Source organism: Pectobacterium jejuense (genome assembly GCF_026800125.1).
Lineage (GTDB): Bacteria > Pseudomonadota > Gammaproteobacteria > Enterobacterales > Enterobacteriaceae > Pectobacterium > Pectobacterium jejuense.
The window spans coordinates 19,724-46,018 of the sequence record NZ_JAPQKX010000008.1; the positions used below are offsets into that span (position 1 = coordinate 19,724).

At 51.4% G+C, this 26,295-nt stretch carries 31 protein-coding genes; 7 read left to right on the plus strand and 24 right to left on the minus strand.

The window, feature by feature from the left end; translation table 11 throughout:
* Window positions 1-3: 3 nt before the first annotated feature.
* The 18 genes from rpsC to NXT09_RS15380 all read right to left on the minus strand — a co-directional run bounded on the left by rpsC (window position 4) and on the right by NXT09_RS15380 (window position 11,666).
* Window positions 4-705: a 30S ribosomal protein S3 gene (gene rpsC / locus NXT09_RS15295; protein WP_005970274.1), complete on the minus strand. Its 702-nt coding sequence runs from the start codon at window positions 703-705 to the stop codon at window positions 4-6.
* Between the two features lie 17 nt (window positions 706-722).
* Window positions 723-1,055 (minus strand): 50S ribosomal protein L22, encoded by a 333-nt coding sequence (rplV, locus tag NXT09_RS15300; RefSeq protein WP_005970275.1) that lies wholly within the window; start codon window positions 1,053-1,055, stop codon window positions 723-725.
* A 14-nt stretch (window positions 1,056-1,069) separates the two neighbouring features.
* Window positions 1,070-1,348, minus strand: coding sequence for a 30S ribosomal protein S19 (gene rpsS / locus NXT09_RS15305; RefSeq protein ID WP_004929772.1), 279 nt, complete (start codon window positions 1,346-1,348; stop codon window positions 1,070-1,072).
* 16 nt (window positions 1,349-1,364) lie between these two features.
* Complete coding sequence (rplB, locus tag NXT09_RS15310; RefSeq protein ID WP_010286179.1) at window positions 1,365-2,186, minus strand: 50S ribosomal protein L2; 822 nt, start codon at window positions 2,184-2,186, stop codon at window positions 1,365-1,367.
* A 17-nt stretch (window positions 2,187-2,203) separates the two neighbouring features.
* Window positions 2,204-2,506 (minus strand): 50S ribosomal protein L23, encoded by a 303-nt coding sequence (gene rplW, locus NXT09_RS15315; RefSeq protein WP_005970277.1) that lies wholly within the window; start codon window positions 2,504-2,506, stop codon window positions 2,204-2,206.
* On the minus strand, window positions 2,503-3,108 hold the full coding sequence (rplD, locus tag NXT09_RS15320) for a 50S ribosomal protein L4 (protein WP_010286181.1): 606 nt from the start codon (window positions 3,106-3,108) through the stop codon (window positions 2,503-2,505). The genes rplW and rplD overlap by 4 nt, the downstream gene beginning before the upstream one ends.
* Before the next feature lie 10 nt (window positions 3,109-3,118).
* Complete coding sequence (gene rplC, locus NXT09_RS15325) at window positions 3,119-3,748, minus strand: 50S ribosomal protein L3 (protein WP_010304941.1); 630 nt, start codon at window positions 3,746-3,748, stop codon at window positions 3,119-3,121.
* Between the two features lie 32 nt (window positions 3,749-3,780).
* The gene (gene rpsJ, locus NXT09_RS15330) at window positions 3,781-4,092 is read right to left on the minus strand and encodes a 30S ribosomal protein S10 (protein WP_001181005.1); all 312 of its coding nucleotides are present in this window, start codon (window positions 4,090-4,092) and stop codon (window positions 3,781-3,783) included.
* A 304-nt stretch (window positions 4,093-4,396) separates the two neighbouring features.
* Window positions 4,397-4,870 (minus strand): bacterioferritin, encoded by a 474-nt coding sequence (bfr, locus tag NXT09_RS15335; RefSeq protein ID WP_010304949.1) that lies wholly within the window; start codon window positions 4,868-4,870, stop codon window positions 4,397-4,399.
* Window positions 4,871-4,942: 72 nt separating this feature from the next.
* Window positions 4,943-5,137: a bacterioferritin-associated ferredoxin gene (gene bfd, locus NXT09_RS15340; RefSeq protein ID WP_005970281.1), complete on the minus strand. Its 195-nt coding sequence runs from the start codon at window positions 5,135-5,137 to the stop codon at window positions 4,943-4,945.
* A gap of 204 nt (window positions 5,138-5,341) precedes the next feature.
* Window positions 5,342-6,526, minus strand: coding sequence for an elongation factor Tu (gene tuf, locus NXT09_RS15345; RefSeq protein ID WP_039518345.1), 1,185 nt, complete (start codon window positions 6,524-6,526; stop codon window positions 5,342-5,344).
* A 69-nt stretch (window positions 6,527-6,595) separates the two neighbouring features.
* Window positions 6,596-8,710 carry an elongation factor G gene (gene fusA / locus NXT09_RS15350; protein WP_205555208.1) on the minus strand — a complete coding sequence of 705 codons (2,115 nt, stop codon included), beginning with the start codon at window positions 8,708-8,710 and terminating at the stop codon, window positions 6,596-6,598.
* Window positions 8,711-8,806: 96 nt separating this feature from the next.
* Window positions 8,807-9,277: a 30S ribosomal protein S7 gene (gene rpsG / locus NXT09_RS15355; RefSeq protein WP_009111198.1), complete on the minus strand. Its 471-nt coding sequence runs from the start codon at window positions 9,275-9,277 to the stop codon at window positions 8,807-8,809.
* Between the two features lie 96 nt (window positions 9,278-9,373).
* Window positions 9,374-9,748 (minus strand): 30S ribosomal protein S12, encoded by a 375-nt coding sequence (rpsL, locus tag NXT09_RS15360; protein ID WP_005969567.1) that lies wholly within the window; start codon window positions 9,746-9,748, stop codon window positions 9,374-9,376.
* Window positions 9,749-9,879: 131 nt separating this feature from the next.
* On the minus strand, window positions 9,880-10,167 hold the full coding sequence (tusB, locus tag NXT09_RS15365; protein ID WP_268580214.1) for a sulfurtransferase complex subunit TusB: 288 nt from the start codon (window positions 10,165-10,167) through the stop codon (window positions 9,880-9,882).
* Between the two features lie 18 nt (window positions 10,168-10,185).
* Window positions 10,186-10,545, minus strand: a complete 360-nt coding sequence (tusC, locus tag NXT09_RS15370) for a sulfurtransferase complex subunit TusC (RefSeq protein ID WP_268580215.1) — start codon at window positions 10,543-10,545, stop codon at window positions 10,186-10,188.
* A 9-nt stretch (window positions 10,546-10,554) separates the two neighbouring features.
* On the minus strand, window positions 10,555-10,944 hold the full coding sequence (gene tusD / locus NXT09_RS15375) for a sulfurtransferase complex subunit TusD (RefSeq protein ID WP_268580216.1): 390 nt from the start codon (window positions 10,942-10,944) through the stop codon (window positions 10,555-10,557).
* Window positions 10,944-11,666 (minus strand): helix-turn-helix transcriptional regulator, encoded by a 723-nt coding sequence (locus NXT09_RS15380; RefSeq protein ID WP_010296984.1) that lies wholly within the window; start codon window positions 11,664-11,666, stop codon window positions 10,944-10,946. The genes tusD and NXT09_RS15380 overlap by 1 nt, the downstream gene beginning before the upstream one ends.
* A 371-nt stretch (window positions 11,667-12,037) precedes the next feature.
* Between NXT09_RS15380 and eptA the strand changes: the two genes are divergently transcribed.
* The 3 genes from eptA to pmrB are packed head-to-tail and all read left to right on the plus strand — an operon-like array spanning window position 12,038 to window position 15,440.
* Window positions 12,038-13,684 (plus strand): phosphoethanolamine transferase EptA, encoded by a 1,647-nt coding sequence (gene eptA / locus NXT09_RS15385; protein WP_268580217.1) that lies wholly within the window; start codon window positions 12,038-12,040, stop codon window positions 13,682-13,684.
* Entirely contained in the window at window positions 13,681-14,349 is a 669-nt protein-coding gene (gene pmrA, locus NXT09_RS15390; RefSeq protein ID WP_205555212.1) for a two-component system response regulator PmrA, read from the plus strand. The genes eptA and pmrA overlap by 4 nt, the downstream gene beginning before the upstream one ends.
* Window positions 14,346-15,440 (plus strand): two-component system sensor histidine kinase PmrB, encoded by a 1,095-nt coding sequence (pmrB, locus tag NXT09_RS15395; protein ID WP_205555213.1) that lies wholly within the window; start codon window positions 14,346-14,348, stop codon window positions 15,438-15,440. Before pmrA ends, pmrB begins: the two co-directional genes overlap by 4 nt.
* Window positions 15,441-15,514: 74 nt before the next feature.
* On the opposite strand, the gene NXT09_RS15400 is transcribed toward pmrB, so the two are convergent.
* On the minus strand, window positions 15,515-16,318 hold the full coding sequence (locus NXT09_RS15400) for a YggS family pyridoxal phosphate-dependent enzyme (RefSeq protein WP_268580218.1): 804 nt from the start codon (window positions 16,316-16,318) through the stop codon (window positions 15,515-15,517).
* Between the two features lie 103 nt (window positions 16,319-16,421).
* Between NXT09_RS15400 and pdxR the strand changes: the two genes are divergently transcribed.
* Entirely contained in the window at window positions 16,422-17,915 is a 1,494-nt protein-coding gene (gene pdxR, locus NXT09_RS15405) for a MocR-like pyridoxine biosynthesis transcription factor PdxR (RefSeq protein WP_268580219.1), read from the plus strand.
* Between the two features lie 144 nt (window positions 17,916-18,059).
* On the opposite strand, the gene fkpA is transcribed toward pdxR, so the two are convergent.
* Window positions 18,060-18,878, minus strand: a complete 819-nt coding sequence (gene fkpA, locus NXT09_RS15410) for an FKBP-type peptidyl-prolyl cis-trans isomerase (protein WP_205555216.1) — start codon at window positions 18,876-18,878, stop codon at window positions 18,060-18,062.
* Window positions 18,879-19,160: 282 nt separating this feature from the next.
* On the opposite strand from fkpA, the gene NXT09_RS15415 reads away from it, so the two are divergent.
* On the plus strand, window positions 19,161-19,379 hold the full coding sequence (locus tag NXT09_RS15415) for a protein SlyX (protein WP_010277499.1): 219 nt from the start codon (window positions 19,161-19,163) through the stop codon (window positions 19,377-19,379).
* Between the two features lie 109 nt (window positions 19,380-19,488).
* Here the strand turns inward: NXT09_RS15415 and slyD are convergent, their stop codons facing one another.
* From slyD to kefG, 4 genes are all read right to left on the minus strand, one after another.
* Complete coding sequence (slyD, locus tag NXT09_RS15420; protein ID WP_010277503.1) at window positions 19,489-20,073, minus strand: peptidylprolyl isomerase; 585 nt, start codon at window positions 20,071-20,073, stop codon at window positions 19,489-19,491.
* Between the two features lie 120 nt (window positions 20,074-20,193).
* Window positions 20,194-20,388 (minus strand): YheV family putative zinc ribbon protein, encoded by a 195-nt coding sequence (locus NXT09_RS15425; protein ID WP_174435742.1) that lies wholly within the window; start codon window positions 20,386-20,388, stop codon window positions 20,194-20,196.
* Between the two features lie 24 nt (window positions 20,389-20,412).
* Window positions 20,413-22,224, minus strand: coding sequence for a glutathione-regulated potassium-efflux system protein KefB (gene kefB, locus NXT09_RS15430; protein ID WP_039320306.1), 1,812 nt, complete (start codon window positions 22,222-22,224; stop codon window positions 20,413-20,415).
* A gap of 1 nt (window position 22,225) precedes the next feature.
* The gene (gene kefG / locus NXT09_RS15435) at window positions 22,226-22,777 is read right to left on the minus strand and encodes a glutathione-regulated potassium-efflux system ancillary protein KefG (protein WP_039557342.1); all 552 of its coding nucleotides are present in this window, start codon (window positions 22,775-22,777) and stop codon (window positions 22,226-22,228) included.
* A 125-nt stretch (window positions 22,778-22,902) separates the two neighbouring features.
* Between kefG and NXT09_RS15440 the strand changes: the two genes are divergently transcribed.
* Entirely contained in the window at window positions 22,903-24,810 is a 1,908-nt protein-coding gene (locus NXT09_RS15440) for an ABC transporter ATP-binding protein (RefSeq protein ID WP_268580220.1), read from the plus strand.
* 302 nt (window positions 24,811-25,112) lie between these two features.
* Window positions 25,113-26,219, plus strand: a complete 1,107-nt coding sequence (locus NXT09_RS15445; protein WP_268580458.1) for a toxic anion resistance protein — start codon at window positions 25,113-25,115, stop codon at window positions 26,217-26,219.
* The last annotated feature ends 76 nt before the right edge of the window (window positions 26,220-26,295 follow it).

Here is a 26,295-nt window from a genome sequence, read left to right on the forward strand (position 1 = left end):
TCCTTACTTGCGGCCTTTACGCTGCTGCTTTTTAGGTTGAGCAGCCGGTTTTTCCGGTTGTTCAACGGCAGCCATACCACCCAGGATCTCACCTTTGAAGATCCACACTTTCACACCGATAACACCATAAGTGGTGTGCGCTTCGGAGGTGTTGTAGTCGATATCCGCACGCAGTGTATGCAATGGAACACGACCTTCACGGTACCATTCGGTACGCGCGATTTCAGCGCCGCCAAGACGGCCACTTACTTCAACTTTAATACCTTTAGCGCCCAGACGCATGGCGTTCTGTACCGCACGCTTCATAGCACGACGGAACATCACACGACGCTCCAGCTGAGAAGTGATGCTGTCAGCAACCAGTTTTGCGTCCAGTTCAGGTTTACGAACTTCTGCGATATTGATCTGTGCAGGTACGCCAGCGATATCCGCTACGACTTTGCGCAGTTTTTCAACATCTTCACCTTTTTTACCGATCACGATACCCGGGCGAGCAGTGTGAATAGTCACACGAATGCTTTTTGCCGGACGTTCGATAACGATACGAGAAACGGAAGCCTTCTCCAGTTCCTTCGTCAGGTATTTACGAACTTTAAAATCGCTGTCCAGGTTGTCAGCGAATTCTTTGGTATTCGCATACCAGGTAGAGTTCCAAGGTTTGACAATACCCAGGCGAATACCATTAGGATGTACTTTCTGACCCATTGCTAGTCTCCAGAGTCTCAGCGATCGGACACAACCACAGTAATGTGGCTGGTACGCTTCAGGATGCGATCCGCACGACCTTTAGCACGCGGCATAATGCGCTTCATGCTTGGGCCTTCGTCAACGAAGATTTTCGCGACTTTCAGATCATCAATGTCAGCGCCATCGTTGTGTTCTGCGTTAGCAATAGCAGACTCCAGCACTTTTTTAACCAGACCAGCAGCTTTCTTGTTGGTGTAGGTCAGAACTTCCAGAGCTTGCGACACTTTCTTACCGCGAATCAGGTCTGCCACCAGGCGAACCTTTTGAGCAGAAGAACGAGCGTGGCAATGTTTAGCGATAGTTTCCATCTCTTCCTCCTACCTTAGCGCTTCTTAGCCTTTTTGTCGGCCGCATGGCCGCGATAAGTACGAGTCGGCGCGAATTCACCCAGTTTGTGACCGACCATTTCATCGGAAACAAACACCGGAACGTGCTGACGACCATTATGGACAGCGATGGTCAAACCGATCATATTTGGAAAGATCGTTGAACGACGGGACCAAGTGCGCAAAGGCTTCTTGTCTCCGCTTTCCACCGCTTTCTCTACCTTCTTCAGCAAGTGCAGGTCAATAAATGGACCTTTCTTGAGAGAACGTGGCATGGTTTATCCTCTAAGATTATTTAGTACGGCGACGTACGATAAATTTATCAGTACGCTTGTTGCTGCGGGTCTTCTTACCTTTGGTCTGAACGCCCCACGGACTAACCGGGTGCTTACCAAAGTTACGACCTTCACCACCACCGTGTGGGTGGTCGACTGGGTTCATTGCCGTACCGCGAACGGTAGGACGAACACCACGCCAGCGTGCAGCACCAGCTTTACCCAGAACGCGAAGCATGTGCTCAGCGTTGCCAACTTCGCCCAGCGTAGCGCGGCAGTCGGATTCGACTTTACGCATTTCGCCAGAACGCAGACGCAGGGTAACGTAAGAACCGTCACGAGCAACGATCTGAACGTAAGCACCAGCAGAACGAGCCAATTGGCCGCCTTTACCTGGTTTCATTTCTACGTTATGAACCGTTGAACCGACTGGAATGTTACGCATCGGCAGGGTGTTACCCGCTTTAATCGCAGCATCAACGCCAGATTGAATCTGGTCGCCGGCTTTCAGGCCTTTCGGCGCCAGGATGTAACGACGTTCGCCGTCTTTGTACAGAACCAGCGCGATATTCGCGGAACGGTTCGGATCATACTCCAGACGCTCAACAACCGCAGGAATACCATCTTTATTGCGTTTGAAGTCAATCAGACGATATTGCTGTTTGTGACCACCACCGATGTGACGAGTAGTGATGCGGCCATTGTTGTTACGGCCACCGGATTTGCTGTTCTTTTCCAGCAACGGGGCATAAGGCTTGCCCTTGTGCAGCTCAGGGTTAACCACTTTAACAACGTGGCGACGACCCGGAGATGTCGGTTTACATTTAACAACTGCCATTGTCTTTCTCCTCCGACTTACTCAGCGCCGCCGATGAAGTCCAGATTCTGGCCTTCTTTCAGGGTGACGTAAGCTTTTTTCCAGTCGCTGCGACGACCAATACGCTGTCCGTGACGCTTAACTTTACCCTTAACTACCAGGGTGTTTACGTCTTTAACTTCTACTTCGAACAGTTTCTCTACAGCAGCAACGATCTCTGCTTTAGTCGCGTCTTTAGCAACTTTGAGAACGATGGTGTTAGTTTTTTCCATCGCGGTAGATGCTTTTTCAGATACGTGCGGCGCGCGCAGTACTTTCAGCAGACGTTCTTCACGGATCATGCCAGCATCTCCTCAACTTGCTTAACTGCATCAGCAGTCATAACGACTTTGTCGAAGGCGATCAAGCTAACTGGGTCGATACCTGCTGCATCACGCACGTCAACCTTGTACAGGTTACGCGCAGCCAGGAACAGATTTTCATCCAGTTCACCGGTGATGATCAACACGTCTTCCAGTGCCATTTCTTTCAGTTTCTGCGCCAGCAACTTAGTTTTCGGTGCTTCTACAGAGAACGTCTCGACAACGATCAGACGATCTTGACGTACCAGTTCGGACAGGATGCTTTTCAGCGCGCCGCGGTACATCTTTTTGTTAACTTTCTGACTGTGGTCCTGTGGCTTAGCAGCGAAGGTCACACCACCGGAACGCCAGATCGGGCTCTTAGCAGAACCAGAACGCGCACGGCCAGTACCTTTCTGACGCCAAGGTTTTTTACCGGAACCAGTTACTTCAGCACGGGTCTTCTGGGCGCGAGTACCTTGACGGGCACCTGCTGCATAAGCAACAACAACCTGATGTACCAGCGCTTCGTTGAAATCACGACCGAAGGTAGTTTCGGAAACAGTCAGCGCGCTTTGCGCGTCTTTCAATACTAATTCCATTGCTATCTCCTCACGCCTTCACAGCTGGTTTAACGATCAGGTCGCTACCGGTAGCTCCCGGAACAGCACCTTTAACCAGCAGCAGGTTGCGCTCAGCGTCAACACGCACTACGTCCAGGCTCTGAACGGTTACACGTTCGTTACCCAGCTGGCCTGCCATTTTCTTGCCTTTGAACACTTTGCCCGGAGTCTGGTTCTGACCGATAGAACCCGGAACGCGGTGAGACAAGGAGTTACCGTGAGTAGCATCCTGGGTACGGAAATTCCAGCGCTTAACTGTGCCAGCAAAACCTTTACCTTTAGATGTACCAGTAACGTCTACTTTTTTAACGTCTGCGAAAATTTCGACACTGATGCTCTGACCTACAGTGAACTCTTCGCCTTCAGAAAGACGGAATTCACGCAGAGTACGGCCAGCTTCTACGCCAGCTTTAGCAAAGTGACCTGCTTCTGGCTTGGTAACACGGTTTGCTTTTTTAGCACCAGTAGTTACTTGCACAGCGCGGTAACCGTCGTTAGCCAGGTCTTTAACCTGAGTTACGCGGTTTGCTTCAATTTCGATAACGGTTACGGGGATAGATACGCCATCTTCAGTGAAGATACGGGTCATGCCCACTTTTTTACCGACTAAACCAATCATTGTTTCAACCTCTCAATCGCTCAATGACCTGATTAACCCAGGCTGATCTGCACGTCTACACCAGCAGCCAGATCCAGACGCATCAGAGCATCAACGGTTTTCTCGGTTGGCTCAACGATGTCAACCAGACGCTTGTGAGTGCGAATCTCGTACTGATCGCGCGCATCTTTATTGACGTGCGGAGAAATCAGAACAGTAAAGCGCTCTTTGCGGGTCGGCAGCGGGATCGGACCACGTACTTGCGCACCAGTGCGCTTAGCAGTCTCGACGATTTCCGCAGTTGATTGATCAATCAGACGATGATCAAACGCTTTCAGGCGGATACGGATTCTTTGGTTCTGCATGAGACCAGAGCTCCAATTATTTATAAACGTAAATGATTACTCCTCACACCCATTTCGATTGATGGGGGAGTGTAATCGTCAGCACATAACCCCCATATCGGGAGTATTGTTTTGGTCAATAAATGAATATTGGCCGTCTGATTCGGATTGAATCAGGCTTACCTAGTTTCGGTAAGCTCGCGCATTATACGCAAATTGGCTGGGGAAGCAACAAGCAGGATGAAATGATTTTAACCCGGCCGGAGCAATGTGCGCAGTCCGGCCGAATTGAGTCATAAATTACATAGCAGGCTACGATAATCCATTACTCAGCTTTTAGCTGAGCTTGGAGATAGTTTTGTATACCAAGACGTGAAATCAAATCTAATTCTGTTTCCAGCCAGTCGATGTGCCCTTCTTCATCGGCAAGAATTTCTATCATTAAATCTCTACTGACATAGTCATGTACCGAATCAGCATAGGCAATTGCCTCGCGCAAACTCTTTGCGCCATCCAACTCAAGTTGAAGATCAGAACGTAAGATCTCTTCGACATCCTCGCCAATATTTAACTTCCCCAAATCCTGTAGATTCGGGATGCCTTCGAGAAACAGGATTCGTTCGATGTAGCGATCAGCATGCTTCATTTCGTCAATAGACTCATGATATTCGTGATCGTTAAGACGGGTTAAGCCCCAGTTTTTAAACATTCGGGCATGAAGAAAATATTGGTTAATGGCTACCAGCTCGTTGCCCAATAACTTATTCAGGTGTGTGATGACTTTTTTATCGCCTTTCATGACATGCTCCTCCGCTCCAGTTCTTAAAGTGTAGAACCGGTAAGCAGAGAGTCAAAAAAACGACCCTACATTTTATGCTACTTCATACATATCAGGAATTTTAGCCTGCTCTTCCTCAAAAATGACACGCGCCTGACGAATACACTTACCGCAATCTGTCCCGATAGGGACGAGTTTGCGTAATTGCTGCATAGATTGAGGCTGGTGCTGACGAACAGCATTACGAATGACTTTGTCAGAAATCGCGTTGCACAAACAAACATACATATCAGAATGACTCATTGTTATCACGAGTGTCTTTCGCACTACCTTTCAGGACACTGCAACCAGCATTTGAAATCGCTCCTAGCGATTTTTTAACCAACTGAGTTATTCTAAATAAGAATTATTTTTATTTCAATTTCCATTTAATCATTAGGACGTAAAAAAAGGCACCGAAGTGCCTTTTTCATGCATTAAGTTTATCAGCGATTAAGCGATAACTTTAGCAACAACGCCCGCGCCTACTGTACGGCCGCCTTCACGGATTGCGAAACGCAAACCGTCGTCCATCGCGATTGGGTGGATCAGGGTAACAACCATTTTGATGTTGTCGCCCGGCATTACCATCTCTACGCCTTCTGGCAGTTCGATGGTGCCCGTTACGTCAGTTGTACGGAAGTAGAACTGAGGACGGTAGCCTTTGAAGAACGGAGTATGACGGCCGCCTTCATCTTTGCTCAGGATATACACTTCGGATTCGAACTGAGTGTGCGGCTTGATTGAACCCGGCTTAGCCAGTACCTGACCACGCTCGATTTCTTCACGCTTGATACCACGCAGCAGAACACCAACGTTCTCGCCTGCACGACCTTCGTCCAGCAGTTTGCGGAACATTTCTACGCCGGTACAGGTAGATTTCGCAGTATCTTTGATACCAACGATTTCAACTTCTTCACCGACTTTAACGATACCGCGCTCTACACGACCGGTAACAACAGTACCACGACCGGAGATGGAGAATACGTCTTCGATTGGCAGCAGGAACGGCTTGTCAATCGCACGCTCTGGTTCTGGGATGTAAGAATCCAGGTGCTCTGCCAGTTCGATGATTTTTGCTTCCCACTCAGCTTCGCCTTCCAGCGCTTTCAGAGCAGAACCACGAACCACTGGGGTGTCGTCGCCTGGGAAGTCGTACTGAGACAGCAGCTCACGCACTTCCATCTCAACCAGTTCCAGCAGCTCTTCGTCATCAACCATGTCACATTTGTTCAGGAACACGATGATGAAAGGAACGCCAACCTGACGACCCAGCAGGATGTGCTCACGGGTCTGAGGCATTGGGCCGTCAGTCGCAGCAACAACCAGGATCGCGCCATCCATCTGGGCAGCACCGGTGATCATGTTTTTCACATAGTCGGCGTGTCCTGGGCAGTCAACGTGCGCGTAGTGGCGAGTTGGGGTATCGTATTCAACGTGAGACGTGTTGATGGTGATACCACGTGCTTTTTCTTCTGGTGCGTTATCGATCTGGTCGAATGCACGCGCGTTACCACCGTAGGTTTTAGCCAGAACGGTAGTGATTGCAGCGGTCAGCGTTGTTTTACCATGGTCAACGTGGCCGATAGTACCGACGTTAACGTGGGGTTTTGTACGTTCAAATTTTTCTTTAGACACGGCGATATTCCTTACTCAAATGCTCTCCCCCTATGGAGAGAGCACGGGATTTTGTTTTAACCCTGAGGCTTATTTGCCACGGGCTTCAATTACGGCCTGAGCAACGTTGTTAGGCGCGTCATCGTACTTCAGGAACTCCATGGAGTAAGAAGCACGGCCTTTGGTCAGAGAACGCAGTTGAGTTGCGTATCCGAACATTTCAGACAACGGAACTTCAGCGTGAATCACAACGCCAGTAACGTTGGATTCCTGACCACGCAGCATACCACGACGGCGGCTAAGGTCACCGATGACGTCACCAGTGTTCTCTTCTGGCGTTTCAACTTCAACCTTCATGATCGGCTCAAGCAGAACAGGTTTTGCTTTCTTAAAGCCGTCTTTAAAGGCGATAGAAGCAGCCAGTTTAAACGCCAATTCAGAGGAGTCAACGTCATGGAAAGAACCGAAGTGCAGACGCACGCCGAGATCAACCACTGGGTAACCAGCCAATGGACCCGCTTTCAGCTGTTCCTGGATGCCTTTATCAACGGCAGGGATGTATTCACCAGGAATTACACCACCTTTGATGTCGTTGACGAACTCGTAACCTTTCGGATTTGAGCCCGGCTCCAGCGGATACATGTCGATAACAACATGACCATACTGACCACGACCACCAGACTGCTTGGCGTGTTTACCTTCGATATCGGTAACTTTCGCACGAATCGCTTCACGATAAGCAACCTGTGGTTTACCCACGTTCGCTTCAACGTTGAATTCACGCTTCATACGGTCAACGATGATATCGAGGTGCAATTCACCCATACCAGCGATGATAGTCTGGTTAGATTCTTCGTCAGTCCATACGCGGAAAGACGGGTCTTCTTTAGCCAGACGGCCCAATGCCAGACCCATTTTTTCCTGGTCAGCTTTGGTTTTCGGTTCTACCGCGATGGAAATTACCGGCTCTGGGAATTCCATACGTTCCAAAATGATGACGTTGTCTGGATCACACAGAGTGTCACCCGTCGTTACATCTTTCAGACCGATAGCAGCAGCGATATCGCCCGCACGAACTTCTTTGATCTCTTCACGCTTGTTAGCGTGCATCTGAACGATACGACCAAAACGCTCACGTGCTGATTTAACTGGGTTCAGTACGGTGTCACCGGAGTTAACTACACCAGAGTACACGCGGAAGAACGTCAGGTTACCTACAAACGGGTCGGTAGCGATTTTGAACGCCAGTGCAGCAAACGGCTCGTCATCACTTGCGTGACGCTCAGCCGGCGTGTCTTTACCGTCATCCAAAAGACCATTGATCGCAGGTACGTCAACTGGGGATGGCAGGTAGTCAACTACCGCATCCAGCATCGCCTGAACACCTTTGTTCTTAAATGCAGAACCACAGGTTACCAGGATGATTTCGTTGTTCAGAACGCGCTGACGCAGAGCTTTTTTGATCTCTTCTTCAGTCAGTTCTTCACCACCCAGGTATTTCTCCATCAGCTCTTCAGAAGCTTCTGCTGCGGATTCGATCAGGTTTTGGTGCCATTCTTCAGCCAGATCCTGCATATCAGCAGGGATATCTTCGTATTCGAAGGTCACGCCCTGATCGGCATCGTTCCAGTTGATAGCTTTCATTTTCACCAGGTCAACAACACCGGTGAAACCTTCTTCAGCACCAATTGCCAACTGCAGCGGAACAGGGTTCGCGCCCAGACGGGATTTGATCTGACCAACAACTTTCAGGAAATTCGCACCCATGCGGTCCATTTTGTTAACGAACGCAATGCGTGGAACTTTATATTTGTTTGCCTGACGCCATACGGTTTCAGACTGTGGCTGAACACCACCAACTGCGCAGTAAACCATTACCGCACCATCAAGTACACGCATGGAACGTTCTACTTCGATAGTGAAGTCAACGTGTCCCGGGGTGTCGATGATGTTTACGCGATGCGGTTCATACTGCTTAGCCATACCAGACCAGAATGCAGTAGTCGCTGCGGAGGTGATAGTAATACCACGCTCCTGCTCCTGCTCCATCCAGTCCATGGTAGCTGCGCCGTCATGAACTTCACCGATTTTATGATTTACACCAGTGTAGAACAGAATACGTTCGGTAGTAGTGGTTTTACCGGCGTCGATGTGCGCACTGATACCGATATTACGGTAGCGTGCGATGGGTGTTGTACGAGCCATTTGTATCCTCTATTTACTAGGGCGTTCAATTTAGTTAACCCAAGCGGGTTGGCTATTTTTAGCGCCCGCTTGGTTAGCATGACTACAGCGAAGGGATTACCAACGGTAGTGAGCGAACGCCTTGTTAGCTTCGGCCATACGGTGAACGTCTTCACGTTTCTTAACAGCAGTACCTTTGTTTTCTGCTGCATCAGAAAGTTCGTTCGCCAGGCGCAGAGCCATAGATTTATCACCGCGTTTACGAGCAGCTTCTACGATCCAACGCATTGCCAACGCATTACGACGAACCGGACGGACTTCTACTGGTACCTGATAAGTAGAACCACCAACGCGGCGCGACTTAACTTCGACAGTCGGGCGAACGTTGTCCAGAGCTACTTCAAAAGCTTCCAGATGATCTTTACCAGAACGCTGAGCCAGGGTCTCCAGCGCGGTATAGACGATTGCTTCAGCAGTAGACTTTTTACCATCTACCATCAGGATGTTTACAAATTTGGCCAGCAGTTCTGATCCGAACTTAGGATCCGGCAGAATTTTACGTTGACCAATGACGCGACGACGTGGCATGGAAATACTCCGTTGTTAATTCAGGATTGTCCAAAACTCTACGAGTTTAGTTTGACATTTAAGTTAAAACGTTTGGCCTTACTTAACGGAGAACCATTAAGCCTTTGGCTTCTTCACGCCGTATTTGGAACGGGATTGCTTACGGTCTTTAACACCTGAGCAGTCCAGCGCGCCACGAACGGTGTGGTAACGCACACCTGGCAGGTCTTTAACACGACCGCCACGGATCAGGATCACGGAGTGCTCCTGCAGGTTATGACCTTCACCGCCAATATAGGAGGTAACTTCAAAACCGTTGGTTAAACGAACACGACATACTTTACGCAGTGCGGAGTTCGGTTTTTTAGGGGTAGTAGTATATACACGAGTACATACACCACGTTTCTGCGGGCATGCTTCCAGCGCCGGAACGTTGCTTTTAGCAGCCTTCAGGGAGCGTGGTTTGCGTACCAGCTGGTTAATCGTTGCCATTCAAAAAGCTCCTGGGTTTTGCTTCGTAAACACGTAATAAATCGCCTCATGTTTGCGCAAGGCAAAGTATGAGGACGCAGAATTTTAGGGCTGGCAGTGGAAGGAGTCAAGAAATATACAAAAATTCGGCGTTACCACGCGAGTTGCTGCGGGTGCTCCACTGTCAGTTGAACAAACTGATTATAGTCAATGAGTGTCACATTGTTTGAAATTTGTTCAGTCATTCCTCTTGCCGCGGTATCAGGTTGGAGCGCGTAGAGAAGAACCGCTGAATCAAGAAGACGCTGAATAATATCTCCACCCGCCAGCGCAGCGATAACACCGTCTTGCAATAAGACCAACGCATCACCCTGATCCAAACTGTGCAAGAGTGCATCCAGGTCAACTTGATAAGGAGAACGTGAGAGCGTATGCAGCATAAAAGAGGAAATCCGTCGCTAGAATGAAAGGATGGAATGATAATCGGCCAATTTACTGCGCCAGGCTTGCGGCGCTAATAGCTCTACATCCAAAACCCAGCCCGTATCGATACTCAACCCACGCTGGCGCGCAGAAGTCTCACACAGATAACACGCGTCGATATCGTATAACGGCAGTACGCCGAACGTTGCGATGTAATTACGCATCAAAATCTTTTCTGGCTGTTGATGCGGCAGCAGTTGCAGTACGCCATCACCAACAAAAAATACGCCAATCTCTTCCGTCAGTGCTGACATCGCCAATAGCGCATCTAGCCCTTCTCGCCCGGAAGCACTCCCATGTGGAGAATGCGTAAAAACAAATGCGACTCGCTTCATAACTCTACCTTAAAACTGAATAACCCGATCGCAGGTCAGCACCGATTGCGCCAGCTCTCCCAGCCCGCTCAGAACAAAGCCGGGTTGCAGATTCGCGCCCGCAAGGTTGAGCTGAGTCGCTTGCTGCGCGTCGGTCACACCTCTGCGTAATGCCGCGGCGACACAGACATTCAGCGCCACCTGATGCATTTCACTCAACTGCTGCCAGGCGCGTACAAGATCAAACTCATCATTAGCGGGGGACGTTAGCTGGTTGGCATTCAACACGCCCTCGCGATAGAAGAACACACTTTTCAGTCTGTGCCCTTCAGCCAACAGCGCCTGTGCAAACTGCAACGCGCTGCTTGCCTGCTGTGTGCCATAAGCCGGGCCAGTCACCAGCAAACAGTAGCTCAGCATTAACGTTCGTGCCCGCTGAAGTCGCCGCTTTTGAATTGACGAATATAAAGGTAGACCGTGTGTTTGGAGATATTGAGGCGTTCGGCGACCTGGTTGATGGCGTCTTTAATATCAAAGATGCCTTTCTCATACAGGCTCAGTACGATTTGGCGATTTTTCGCATTATTGGAGACGTTGCGATCCGCATTGACTTCCTCAATCGAAAATTCCAGCGTTTGTGCCACAAGGTCATCAACGGATGACGCAAAGTTAACGGAAGAAGCAGCATCGTGCGTTTCAGGTGGAATAAAGGTCTGCACAATCTGGGAGAAAGGCACATCCAAATTCATGTTGATACACAGCAGCCCAATCACGCGCTGATCGCGATTGCGAATGGCAATCGTCACTGACTTCATCAACACGCCGCTTTTTGCGCGGGTAAAATAGGCTTTCGACACGCTGCTATCTTCACCTGCCATGTCATGCAGCATGCGCAATGCAAGATCCGTAATCGGCGAGCCAATCTTCCTACCAGTATGTTCTCCATTGGCAATACGCACGGCAGAACATTTAAGATCCTCAAGCGAGTGCAACACAATCTCACAATGCTCGCCAATCAACATGGCCAAGCCATCAACCACCGCTTCATACGATTTCAGGATCTCATAGTCCGTTTGACTGAAAGGACGTTCATCCAGCAAATCAAGCTCATAAGATTCGCCAGATACAAGCGAATTAGACATGGCAGACACCACCCTCAACGTCATTATCCCCTCAATAATTCGAGCTGCGTGACAAAACGTTAGCGTTTTGAACAACGCTCTGCGTTGGCCCTTTAGGGCAAGGCCCATTTATGGCCTTGTAACGCAGCAACCGCGCAAATCCCCAGGAGCTTACTCAGGTAAGTGACTGGGGTGAGTAAAGGCGGCCAACGTACAAGCAGCTTGAAGTATGACGGGTATCTTTATTTTGTATTGACAAGGGACACAGTCTAGCAAATGTCCACACTCGCGTCCCTGAATTTCACGGGCTACCTCTTAAGGTTGCATTAATTTAATCCCGCTAGAGTCAGCGTCTTCTTTCCTCTCCATCATGGAAATCACGAGAGACGTGTATGAAAAAACGAATACCGATGGGCAGACCACACCTAAGCAGCATGACGTTCGTGCTGATATTTTCTGCCTTTATTACTCTGGTCCAGAACATTGCCTACTACCGCCAGACGCTGCAACTGCTGGACATGACAGACTGGATTAATATCCCTTTCTTTCTCAGCATGCCCGTTGTGATTTTCGCGGTGCTGAATATCATTTTCACGCTTCTGGCAGTACCTTATCTGCGTAAGGGCGTCATTGTTCTTTTCCTGCTGACCGGTGCCGCAGCGCAATACTTTATGCTGAACTACGGCATTATCATTGACCGAACCATGATCCAGAATATCCTGGAGACAACAGCTGGCGAATCCTTTTCACTGCTGACGCCACAGCTTGTCGCCTGGGTATTCTTTATTGGCGTCATTCCTGCGGCGCTCGCCATCTGGATAAAAATAAAGCCCGCCAAGCCGACAACGCTCTATATTGGCATGCGCTTCCTTAGCGTCATTATTTCGTTATTCGCCATTTTATCCGTCGCGGCATTCTTTTATAAAGATTACGCCTCGTTCATGCGTAATAACAAAGAGTTGGTAAAAGCGATTACGCCCAGCAATATTGTGGCGGCCAGCTTGTCCTACCATAAACATAGCGTGTTGGCTAATTTGCCTCTGGAGCAAATTGGTCTGGATGCCCACAAAGCGGCCCCACCATCCCCGACGGCAAAAAAGAACCTGGTTATTCTGGTGGTTGGCGAGACATCCCGGGCGCAAAACTTTTCGCTGGGCGGCTACGGGAAAGAAACGAATCCGCTGCTGGCAAAAGACAATGTGGTTTATTTTGAAAACACCTCATCGTGCGGTACCTCAACGGGCGTCTCTGTCCCCTGCATGTTCTCCAACATGCCGCGCCAGAGTTTTAACGGCGATGTAGCCAGCCATCAGGAAGGGCTGCTGGATATATTACAGCGGGCAAAGGTTAACGTACTTTGGCAAGAAAATGACGGCGGCTGCAAAGATACCTGTACACGAGTGCCAACGGTTGATGTGACATCATTAAAGCTGCCGGGGCTGTGTACCAACGGCGAATGCCACGATGAAGCCTTATTCCACGGCGTCGAAGACTATATTAACAAGCTCGATAACGACGGAATTATCGTATTACATACGATAGGCAGCCACGGCCCGAGCTATTACCAGCGCTACCCTGATGCCTTTAAGAAATTTACGCCAACGTGCGATACCAATCAGATTCAGACCTGTACGCAGGAAGCGCTGACCAATACGTATGACAATACGATCCTGTATGTCGATTTTGTTCTGGATAAAGCGATCAATTTACTGAAACTGCATCAGGATAAATTTAATACGTCGCTGGTTTACCTGTCCGACCACGGCGAATCGTTAGGGGAAAACGGCATCTACCTGCACAGCATGCCTTACTCAATTGCGCCGAAGCAGCAAACGCACGTACCAATGTTGATGTGGTTATCAACGGGTTACCTGCAGCAACAGGGCATCCAGGACACCTGTCTGCGCCAGAACGCAAAACAGCTGGATTACTCGCAAGATAATCTTTTCCATACCATACTGGGGATGTTTACTATCGCCACGAAAGAATATCAGCCTCAGCTCGATATCCTTCATCCGTGCAGGGACAAGGCAACATGAAATTATTGATTGTTGAAGACGATAAGCTGTTGCAGGAAGGATTATTATTGGCGTTGAGTCATGAAGGCTATGCCTGCGATTGCGCAGGCACGGCCAAAGAAGCGGACGCGCTCATCAGCAGCGCGCATTACAGTCTGGTTATTCTCGATCTTGGCTTACCGGATGAAGACGGGCTCACCCTGCTCTCACGCTGGCGTAAGAATCATTACCAGCATCCCGTACTCATCTTAACGGCACGGGATAAGGTAAACGATCGCGTCAGCGGGCTGGATGTCGGCGCAGACGATTACCTTGCCAAACCTTTCGCACTAACGGAATTACAGGCGCGCGTACGCGCGCTGATTCGCCGCCATCAGGGCTCAAGCAACAGCACAATACAGGTCGACAACATTACGTTGGACTTAAACAATCAACAGGTGTTACTGGACGGCAAGCCAGTGGTACTGACGCCAAAAGAGTTTGCGATCCTGTCCCGTCTGGTGTTGAAAGCCGGTTCTCAGGTACATCGCGAGGTCCTGCATCAGGATATCTACGCCTGGAACGACGACCCGTCCTCCAATTCGCTGGAAGTGCATATCCATAATCTGCGTCACAAGATAGGGAAAGACCGCATCCGAACCCTGCGAGGTTTTGGCTATCTGCTGACTAAAGGTGAACAGCCATGAAGAGCGATGCCGACACCGTTACCAGCATGCGCCGTCGTTTGGTGCTGGCACTGGGCGGCATCCTGCTCGTCTGTCAGATGATCAGCGTATTCTGGCTTTGGCACGAAAGCGAAGAGCAGATCGGCCTGCTGGTTGATAAATCCCTGAGCGCCAGCGCCCAGAACATGCAGATCGATCAAGAGATCAATGAGGCGATCGCCTCGCTCAGTATCCCAAGTCTGGTGATGGTCATCCTGACATTGCTCATGTGCTTTCAGGCGGTCAGTTGGATCACTCGCCCGCTTTCCCGCCTACAGGAAGAATTGCAGGATCGCACGGCGGAAAACCTGGAGCCGCTGCCACAGCAGAGTGACATTAAAGAAATCGCTGCTGTCACCCATACCATCAACCAGCTTTTTCAACGTCTGGACGAAACGTTGAAACGCGACAGGCAATTTACTGCGGATGTCGCTCATGAATTACGAACCCCGCTATCCGGTATTCGGCTGCACCTCGAACTGCACCAGCAGCAACATCAGATTGACTGTAGTTCGCTCATCAAACGCATTGATAAAATGGTGAAAACGGTGGAGCAGCTTTTGCTGCTTGCGCGTGTCGGGCAAGAGTTTTCAGCGGGTCATCACCAAAATGTCGCGTTCCTGAAAGACGTTATTTTTCCTATGCAGGATGAACTGGCCGAGATGCTACAAAAACGCCAGCAGACGCTGAAATGGATATTGCCACCAGAAGATATCACTCTGCGCGGCGATGCAACGTTGCTCCAGCTACTGCTACGCAATCTGGTAGAAAACGCCTATCGCTATAGCCCGGAAGCCAGCCAGATCGCCGTGAGTCTGAGCACGCCGCAACATATTGAACTACAGGTTGAGGATGAGGGACCGGGGATCGACGAAAGCAAAGTCGGTGAATTGAGTAAGGCGTTCGTTCGCATGGATAGCCGCTATGGCGGTATCGGCCTCGGGCTAAGTATCGTGACGCGCATTGCTCAGTTGCACGATGGAAAATTTTTCCTCTGCAACCGGCCGCAACGTTCCGGTGCACTCGCTCGCGTGGTGCTCACCGCCCCTGAAAAATCCCTGGATGAGGCCTGAAGAGTAATGGGTCGAAGTCAGTAAGAGTAAGAGAAGCGTCATACATAGGCATCGTCCTATGATTTTTAAGACGGTCATTCTGTAATGGCGCTATCAGGCCAGTAATAGCTATCTGGCAGAGGGCGAGCGCCAAAGATTGCCTGACCGACGCGTACCACGGTAGCACCTTCCTCAATGGCTATTTCAAAATCGCCGGACATTCCCATTGATAATTCATCCAGCTCAATGCCGACCGGAAGGTTTTGCTGCAACCGATCGCGCAACTGGCGTAGTCGAATAAAACACTGACGCACACGTTCGGCCTCGCTGGAGAATAGCGCTAGCGTCATGAACCCACGCACGCGTAGCGCTGAGAATGCGGGAAGTGCCTGAATGAACGCGGGGACATCATCAGGGGACAGGCCGTATTTGCTGGCCTCACCGGAGGTGTTGACCTGCACGAACACATCCAGCGAGCGCCCTTCAATCTGCAAGCGACGATCCAGCGCTTCAGCCAGCCGCAGACTGTCCAACGCCTGAAATTCGGTAGCGAAGCGTGCCACCAGCTTAGCCTTGTTGGTTTGCAGGTGACCAATGACTGACCACTGTAGATCGGTTAAATCCTGCATGGCTTCCCATTTACGGAATGCCTCCTGCACCTTGTTTTCACCCAATATCCGACAACCAGCCGCATGGGCCATACGCAGGCGACTTTCGGGCTTGGTCTTGCTGACGGGCAGCAGCCGCACTGTTGCAGGATCGCGACCGACGCGCTGACAAGCGGCTGCGATGCGAGCCTGAACTGCCGCCAGATTGAGTTGGAAATCGTCAACCGTGACAGCATCGGGATAGCTCCCGTGCCTGTCGTGGCGAGTTTGTGTATCGGAGGATGTCGACATCAGCGTCACTCCTGACAAAGAAGATGAATGGATTGTGAAACATATTTATAGATTTAAAATAGCTGGATGTTCCCCACCATTTTCCTGATAAGAGGCAGACCAATTGTTCAAACACGCCCAGCTTGAATCGGTCAAAGCCTGGATTGGCGACCCCGCGCAAGGTGCCCTACCCTTACACGCCCGTATCCAGCGAGCGATTCGCCAGTTAATCCTCGATGGCGTTCTTGATGTGGGCAAGCCCTTACCCGCCTCACGCGCACTGGCTACATCACTGGGAGTATCGCGTGATACGGTCGAGTCGGCTTACAGCCAGCTGCATGCAGAAGGATTTATCGAACGTCGCGTCGGCAGCGGCAGTTTTGTGTCTGAGCGGGCAAAGCGTCTGCCGGGACGTGGCAAAGCCCGAAAAACGGGAGAGAGCAAAGCAGCACTGCGCCTCAGTCAACGCGGCAGTGCTATGTTCCAGAATGGTGGCGTTCGCGACTTCATCATCCCGCGTGCATTCGCGCCCGGCGTGCCGGAAACCCGCAGCTTTCCCCTCCAAACATGGGAACGGCTAGAACGACAGGTGCTAAAGGAATATGGCACGCGGGCGCTGCTGCACAGCCCACCGCAGGGCGTGGAAGCACTGAGACGCGCCATCGCAGATTATGTCAATCTTGAACGGGGAGCTCGTGCCACGCCCGATCGCGTACTGGTGCTGACCAGTTCCCAGCAAGCGCTCACCCTGTGTGCGACGGTATTGCTGGATGCTGGCGATCCGATCTTCCTTGAAGATCCCGTGTACCACGGCGCACGCAAGGCATTCGAGGCGACGGGGCTCGCGTGCGTGCCGATCCCGTTAGATGCCGACGGTTTACAGGTCGAGCACCTGCTTGAGGCAAGTCATGCGCACAATACGCCCGCGAAAGCCGTGTTCCTGACGCCCTCACACCAGTTCCCCACTGGCGCAACGCTGGCGCTGGATCGGCGGCTGGCCGTGATTGAATGGGCATCGCAGCATCAGAGTTGGATTATTGAAGACGACTACGACAGCGAGTTCCACTACGCGGGCAAACCTACCGCCTGCGTGCAAGGGCTCGACGCACACGATCGAACCATCTATATCGGCACCTTCACCAAATCGCTGTTTCCCGGCCTGCGCATTGGCTACATGGTACTGCCACCGCAATTGGTTGCCCCTATGACCGTGGCCCGCACGCTGATGGATGGGCACAGTGCGCCCATTCCACAGCTCACGCTGGCGCGTTTTATCGAAGGGGGCCACTTCGGCGCCTATGTCCGCACGATGCGTGCCGTTTATGCGGAACGCCGCGATGTGCTGGCACGGCTGGTACGTCAGCACCTGGCTGACTTCGTGGAGCCACGAGTGCCGGCCGGAGGCATGCAGATGCCCTGTATCTTCATCCGTGACATCTCTGAACACGACGCGGTGGAGTCCGCACGTCGAGCCGGTATCGATCTGCTCGGGCTGACAGCACTGTATGCGTCGGGCCAGCATCAAGCTGGTTTCCTCATGGGATTTGCTGCCCACGCACCGCACGAACTGGAAACGGCAGTCAAGACGTTGGCGAAGGTGCTACGCGCGCTGTGCTGATGATGGGTGATAGAGGATTGATGGTAGATGACAGATAGGTGCCGTCACGGTTAACGGAAAAGGGATTCAATCGCAGAGAAGTGATGGTGAAACAAAAAAAACCGCAGGTCGCAGCCTGCGGTTATATTGCCATTATCGCGATGCTTATTTAGCCGCTTTCGCTTCGGCTGCTGGTTTTTCAGCTTTCGCATCATCCGCTGCTTTCAGGTCAGCTTCAGATTTAATGTCCAGCAGTTCAACGTCAAACACCAGCGTGGAGTTAGCCGGAATGCCAGGCACGCCGTTCTCGCCATAGGCCAGAGCCGGTGGGATAGCCAGCTTGATTTTGCCGCCTTTCTTAACGTGCTTCAGACCTTCAGTCCAGCCTGGGATCACACCGTCCAGACGGAAAGAAAGTGGCTCACCGCGTTTGTAGGAGTTGTCGAACTCGCTACCGTCAACCAGCGTACCTTTGTAGTTAACGACTACAGTATCGCTGTCTTTCGGCGCGTTACCGCTACCTTCTTTCTCAACTTGATACAGAAGGCCAGATTCAGTTTTCTTCACGCCTTTTTCTTTGGCGAAGGACTCAAGATACTTAGCGCCTTTATCCGCGTTATCTTTCGCATCTTGCTTCATCTTGGCTTCAGCAGCGGCTTTCACTTTACCTTCAAAGCCTTGCAACGTTTTCTCGATTTCTTCGTCAGTCAGCTTGCTCTTATCAGCAAAGGCATCCTGAACGCCAGCAATCAGCTGATCTTTATCCAGTTTGATACCTAATTTTTCTTGCTCTTTCAGAGAGTTATCCATGTAACGCCCTAAAGATGCACCTAACGCATAAGCTGCTGCCTGCTCATCGTTCTTGAATTTGGCTGCCGCAGTGGTGTCAGATGCCTGCGCTTTGTCTGCCGCCAGAGCCTGGCCTGCGTTCAGAGCCAGAGCCATCGTTGTTGCTAACAGCGTTACTTTAAACAGTGATTTCATCCATTTCTCCAGCATCTGGAGCGACGTGCTCCAGCCATCATTAAAATAAATTCGCGCCTACTATAACTGTGCGGACGAAGACAACACAACGACGCACGCGACAATCCTTTGATAAAAAACGTCAGGAAGCTTTTCTGACATCATTTGTGTCGTCCTAAGGCCTTCTGGCAACGATATGCCCCGAGCCGGATAGTGCATTGCGCCCTACTGCGACCGTTTTTACTACCAGAAGTTTCCGCTTTCTGACAAACTCGCGGGTAACAAGAAGTAAGGGGAATACCGATGTCACCATCAGCACTTGAAGAACGGCTCGAACAGTTGGAAAGCCGACAGGCTTTTCAGGAATTAACCATAGAAGAACTTAACCAAACGGTTATTCAACACGAGCGGGAAATTAGCCGCCTGCGCGAACATGTCCGTCTACTCACCGATCGGCTGCGCAGCCAGCAAACCTCGCTCGTTGCCCCTCAGTCGGAAGAAACGCCGCCGCCGCATTACTGAGATTCGCGCCCGTTATGCCGGTGCTCACCACCGTCCAGATATAAACACAAATAAAAAAACCTCAGGTGATCTTCATCAACCTGAGGTTTCTTTTATGCGCTACGACTCATTAGTGGCAGCCGCATCCACCGTTGCCGCCGCAGCCGCCTTTACCGTGCTGGTGACCGTGATCGTGGTCATGATCATGGCCGTGACCGCCACAGCAGCCGTCGCCGTGTTCATGGTCGTGTTCGCCGTGAACGTGACCGTGCGCCAGCTCTTCTTCCGTCGCTTCGCGGATAGCAACAACTTCAACGTTGAAGCTCAGGTTTTGCCCTGCCAGCATGTGGTTGCCGTCGACAACAACGTGGTCGTCTTCAACTTCGGTGATTTCAACTGGCACTGGACCCTGATCGGTCTCAGCCAGGAAACGCATGCCAACCTGCAGCTCGTCAACGCCCATAAAGACATCTTTCGGTACGCGCTGAACCAGATTCTCATCATAGTTGCCGTAAGCGTCGCTGGAACCGATGTTCACATCAAACTTCGCGCCAGCCTCACGGCCTTCCAACGCTTTTTCCAGGCCAGAAATCAGGGAACCGTGACCATGCAGATAGTCCAACGGCGCGCTCACCGGAGACTCATCAACCAACACACCGTCTTCTGTACGTACCTGATAGGCCAGGCTGACCACCAGATCTTTTGCTACTTTCATGATATCTCCTACCGTTGGAAATCAAACTGGCGCAAATTGTAGCTGAAAAATGTCCCTATGTACCGTCTGGAATCAAAAAACGTCTACGGTTGGTGACAATGCCACCACGACACTCATCCCTCATTCTGGCCGGAAGATCCCGATAATCTCGTTAGCCTGCGGGGCAGATGCCGTCGCAGGTTCCTCTGTCTGGCTCTGGCGATATCCGCACTTCACACACACCACAACCTCAACGTCATCTTCTCGTCCAACGGCAAGCGTATCCTGAGCCTGACACGTCGGGCACACAGCCCCTGCAATAAAACGTTTACGCATGATAACTCCCATTCATCTCTACTCTTACTCGTCGTCCTCATCCCATACACTCGGTCGACGGCGCTCGCGCAGCATTTCCCGCTGGAAAATATCCTCCAGCTCACGGCGAGCCTCTTTCACACGAGAGATTTGCGCGACATCCCCCGTCAGCTGCGGCATCAGCTCACGCAGCATGCGCATATCCAGACGGCGGAAATGCTGTTGTGCACGCATCGCCTGATGGGGGTGCATGCCCACCGTCACCAGCGTTTTCCGCCCTAGCTCCAGCGCACTGGAAAAGGTTTCACGCGAGAAATGTCTTACGCCAGTCTGTAACAGCTCATGGGCTTCAACACGCCCGCGTGCCCGTGCCAGAATCTCCAGATTTGGAAAGTGTTGCTGACAGAGATGCACAATCTCCATCGTATCTTCTGGCGCATTACAGGTGATCACAATGGAGCGAGCCTTATCCGCGCCCGCCGAGCGCAGCAGTTCCAGCTCCGTGGCATCACCATAATAAACTTTATAACCATAGCTGCGCATCAGGCTCACGGCGCTGATATCACGCTCCAGAACCGTAATCCGCATTTTGTTCGCCATTAATAAGCGGCCAATCACCTGTCCGAAACGCCCGAAGCCCACCACGATCACCTGAGGTTCGTCATCCTCGACATACGGTTTCTCATCCGGCACATCCTGCACGTTATAGCGACGTACCAGAATGCGGTCGATCAACTGCATCAGCAGCGGCGTCGTCATCATCGAAAGCGTCACCGTCACCAGCAACAGCGGCAGTTGCTCACCTTTCAATACGTTGAATGAAGCCGCAGCGGAAAACAGGACGAAAGCGAACTCACCGCCCTGACTCAGCACCCCGGCAAACTGCAAGCGCTCGGAGCGGCGCATACGATTAATTCGCGCAAGGAAATACAGGACGGCCGCTTTCACTGCCACCAGCACCAGCACCGCAACCATAATCTTCACGATGTGGGTGTAGAGGATCCCAAGATTCAGCGCCATGCCTACAGAGATAAAGAACAGCCCAAGCAGCAAGCCTTTGAACGGCTCAATGGCAATTTCCAATTCATGTCGATATTCGCTTTCCGCCAGCAGAATACCGGCGATAAAGGTGCCTAATGCCATGGAAAGCCCCAATGCTTCCATAAACAGCGCAGAGCCGAGCACCAGCAACAGCGCAGCGGCAGTGAACACCTCGCGCACGCCGGATGCCGCAATAAAACGGAACAGCGGACGCACCAGATAGCGACCGCCGATTAGCATGCCGAGAAACGCGGCAACCTTCAGCCCAATCCGTTCCCAATCGCCGAAATCCCCCTGCACCCCCGCCAGAATCGGAATCAGCGCCAGCGCAGGGATAACGGCCAAATCCTGAAACAGCAGAACGGAGAAGCCTAATTGCCCCGACTCATTGCGGTTCATGCCCTTTTCACGCATCAGCTGCAGCGCCATGGCCGTTGACGACATCGCCAACCCCACGCCGCCAATCAGCGCGGACTGCCACGAGAAATCCGTCAGATACAGGGCTCCGCCTAAAATCAGCGCACTCAGGCCGACCTGAGCCGCCCCAACGCCAAAGATCGAGCGGCGCAGCGTCCAGAGTTTGGACGGATTCAGTTCCAAGCCAATGATGAACATCAGGAAAACGACACCCAGCTCAGAGAAATGCAGGATGGCTTCCACATCACGGATAAAGCCAAGCCCCCACGGGCCAATGGCGATCCCAGCGATCAAATAGCCCAGTACGGCACCAATTCCTAATCGGGCAGCAATCGGTACAGCTACTACCGCCACAAACAAAAACAAGACTCCGGCGGTCAGTAGCGCGGAACTCTCCATATTAGCGTTCCTCTTCAGGTAAAGGGGAGGATAGCCATTCACCGTAAGCTTTGGCTTGATTCAACAACACATCGGGCTGTAACCGACGCGCCCAGTAAATAATCATGGGGTGCATCCAATGCATACGACACATTGCTGCCGTCAGCTCAAACGGACGTAGCAAATCGTCCATCGGGTAGCGATTGCTCCCGTCAACGTGGTAGGCATCTTCCGGCTCACCCGTTGTAATCACCGAGCGCCAGTATTTCCCCGCCAGCGCATTCCCGCCGATCCCATTAGCGAAGCCACGGGATAACACCCTATCGAGCCACTCTTTCAGCAAAGCCGGACAGCTATAGGTATAAAACGGATGTTGGAAAACAATGACCTGATGCTCACGCAGCAGCTGTTGCTCATGATGAATATCGATAAAAAAGTCAGGATAGTGTGCGTAAAGATCGTGCACAGTTACATTCGCCAACTGCTGAGCCGGTTGCAATAAGATCCGGTTCGCTACCGAGTCCTGTGGTTCCGGATGGGCATACAGCAGCAAAATCTTCGGTGGCTGCGACATCATTCCCCTCCAAAGCGTCGTCATAATAATCGTTTTCCGTTACCATGCAGCGCAACGACTAAAAACAGGGCACCGCGTGTCCTGATATGTCCATAATTTAACATACTCTGAACATACGGCGCTTTATGATTGTTTTCTCTTCGCTGCAAATTCGACGTGGTGTGCGCGTTCTGATCGACAACGCGACAGCAACGGTTAATCCCGGCCAGAAAGTCGGCCTGGTTGGCAAAAACGGCTGTGGTAAATCTACGCTGCTGTCATTACTGAAAGGCGAAATCAGCGCCGATGGTGGCAGTGCGACCTTCCCGCAAAACTGGTCACTGGCCTGGGTCAATCAGGAAACACCTGCGTTGGATAAACCCGCGCTAGACTACGTGATTGACGGCGACCGTGAGTTTCGCCAGTTGGAAGCCGCGTTGCAGACCGCCAACGAAGAAAACGATGGCAACGCCATTGCCACGCTGCACGGCAAGCTGGATGCCATTCAGGCCTGGACGATTCAGGCCAGAGCATCAAGCCTGCTCAATGGGCTAGGATTTTCTCAATCACAGCTGCAACAGCCCGTCAGCGCCTTTTCCGGCGGCTGGCGGATGCGTTTGAATCTGGCACAGGCGCTGATCTGTCGTTCAGATCTGCTGTTGCTGGATGAACCGACCAACCACCTCGATCTGGATGCAGTCATCTGGCTGGAAAAATGGCTGAAAAACTACGCGGGCACGCTGGTCCTTATTTCGCACGACCGTGATTTCCTCGATCCGGTGGTGACCAAGATTCTGCACATTGAGCAGCAGTCTCTCAATGAGTACACAGGTAACTACTCCTCGTTTGAACGCCAGCGCGCCACCCGCCTTGCACAGCAGCAATCGCTCTATGAACATCAGCAGGAGCGCGTCGCGCATCTGCAACACTACATCGACCGCTTCCGCGCACAAGCGACCAAAGCCAAGCAGGCACAAAGCCGGATAAAAATGCTGGAACGCATGGAGATGATTGCCCCAGCGCATGTCGATAACCCTTTCCGCTTCAGTTTTCGCGCCCCAGAGTCGTTGCCCAATCCACTGATGAAGATGGAAAAGGTCAGCGCAGGCTACAACGACAAGCTGATTCTGGAATCCATCAAACTCAATTTAGTGCCGGGTTCCCGCATCGGGCTGCTCGGCCATAACGGTGCGGGTAAATCCACGCTGATCAAACTGCTTGCTGGCACGCTCGCCCCGCTGAAAGGGGAAATTGGGCTGGCGAAAGGTGTGAAGCTCGGTTATTTCGCCCAGCACCAGTTAGAGTTTCTACGCGCGGACGAATCGCCCTTGCAGCATCTGGTGCGTCTGGCAGAGCGGGAAACGGAACAGCAGCTGCGCGACTACCTCGGCGGCTTCGGTTTTCAGGGCGATAAAGTCACCGAGATCACCGAGCGCTTTTCCGGTGGCGAAAAAGCCCGTCTGGTGCTGGCACTGATCGTCTGGCAGCGCCCGAACCTCCTGCTGCTCGATGAACCGACTAACCACCTCGATCTGGATATGCGTCAGGCGTTGACAGAAGCGTTAATCGATTTTGAAGGCGCACTGGTTGTCGTCTCGCACGATCGACACCTGATCCGTTCTACCACCGACGATCTCTATTTGGTACACGACCAGAAAGTAGAACCGTTCGACGGCGATTTGGAAGACTACCAGCAGTGGCTGGTCGGCCTGCAACGTCAGGAAAATGCAGCCGATGAAGCGCCAAAAGAAAATACGGCCAACAGCGCGCAGGGCAGAAAAGATCAGAAACGCCGCGAAGCCGAGTTGAGAACGCAAACGCAACCGCTGCGCAAACAGATAACCAAGCTTGAACAGCAAATGGAAAAGCTGGGAGAAACGCTGGCAGCGCTGGAAGCTCGGTTGGCAGACAGTGCCATCTACGACATCAGCCGCAAGGCCGAACTCACCGACTGCCTGCAACAGCAAACCAAAGTCAAAATCGAGCTGGAAGAAACGGAGCTATCCTGGCTGGATGCGCAGGAACAGCTAGAGCAGATGATGCAGAGCGAGTAAATTGCATTTACCCACCCGAGCGGGCAGTCCCCGCTCACTTTTCCATTCTTTTCTTCCGCTATCACGACATTATCTTAAGAAGTGATGATAATGCGCATTGAGCGCAATATTTCCCCAAGGTAATATTTAGCAATTAATCTACTGATTTCTACACACTAACCTATTCACTGATATTGAAGGCCGCAAGGCATAAAACGGCCAAACAATAAGGCAAGGACAACATTATGATGGAAAATACGCCTTCTGTTTCTACGGATTCCCTTTCTGCTACGTTCACCGCTTCTGGCAACAACGCCGTCACCATGACAGCAAGCAATGCGTTATCTGAGTTAAACCTGTCGCAGCTTAGCGAGCAGGAGAAAAGCGAAGTATCAGTACTGGTCAATAAAATTGATATTACTGACCCTATGCTGTCCATCTCTTACGCCGCAAACACCATGGGCAATATTTCGCGCTTTTCAGAATCCTTAATGCAGGAAGTCAGAGCAAAAGATGCAGGCGTGATTGGTGAACAACTGACAGATCTGCTGATGAAGGTAAAGTCGGTCGACCTCACCGTATTTGACACTAAGCAAAGTTTCCTCGCGTCATTCCCATTGATCGGAAAACTGTTCAGCACCATCCAGCGTACGCTGCTGGAATATCAAACGCTGGCACAGCAGGTCGATACGGTTTCTAAAAAACTCGAAAACGCCATGATGGAGCTATTACGCAATATCTCCACGTTGGAACAGCTCTTCATACGCAACCGCGAGTATTTTCAACAAATCACACTGCATATCATTGCCGGTAAACAGAAATTGGCAGCGATTCAGTCTGGCGATCTGACTGCCGCACAGGAAAAAGCACAGCGCACCAACGACCCGATGGATATGCAGTACGTGCGTGATTTAGTGAGCAACATACAGCGATTTGAAAGACGCCTTCACGATCTGATGATGTCCCGCACCATCGCGATCCAAACCGCGCCTCAAATTCGTTTGATGCAAAGTAATAGTCAGTCGCTCGCCGAGAAAATTCAGAGCAGCATTCTCTCCACAATCCCGTTGTGGAAGAGTCAGATCGTGATGGCGATAACGCTGCATTCACAGCGCAAATCGGCAAAACTGCAAAAAGAAGTCTCTGATACCACCAATGCCATGCTGAGAAGAAATGCAGAAATGCTCCAGCTCGGCACTGTTGAAACCGCACGGGAAGTCGAACGCTCGATTGTGGACATCGAAACCTTACGCGAAGTGCAAAGCCGCCTTCTGAACACCATCGAAGAAACCGTCACGATTGCGAATGACGCCAGAACCCGTCGGGCTGATGTAGAAAAAGAACTAGGCACAATGGAAACGGAGCTAAGAACGCGTCTGGCCGAGATTGCTGCGAACCAACAACAGGCTATGCAGCAGCGTTCTGCATAAATAATTTCGTTTTGATAAGTGGTCTTCGTTGAGTATGCAAAACGCATCTTCCCCTCAACATGAGGGATGGCAAAAG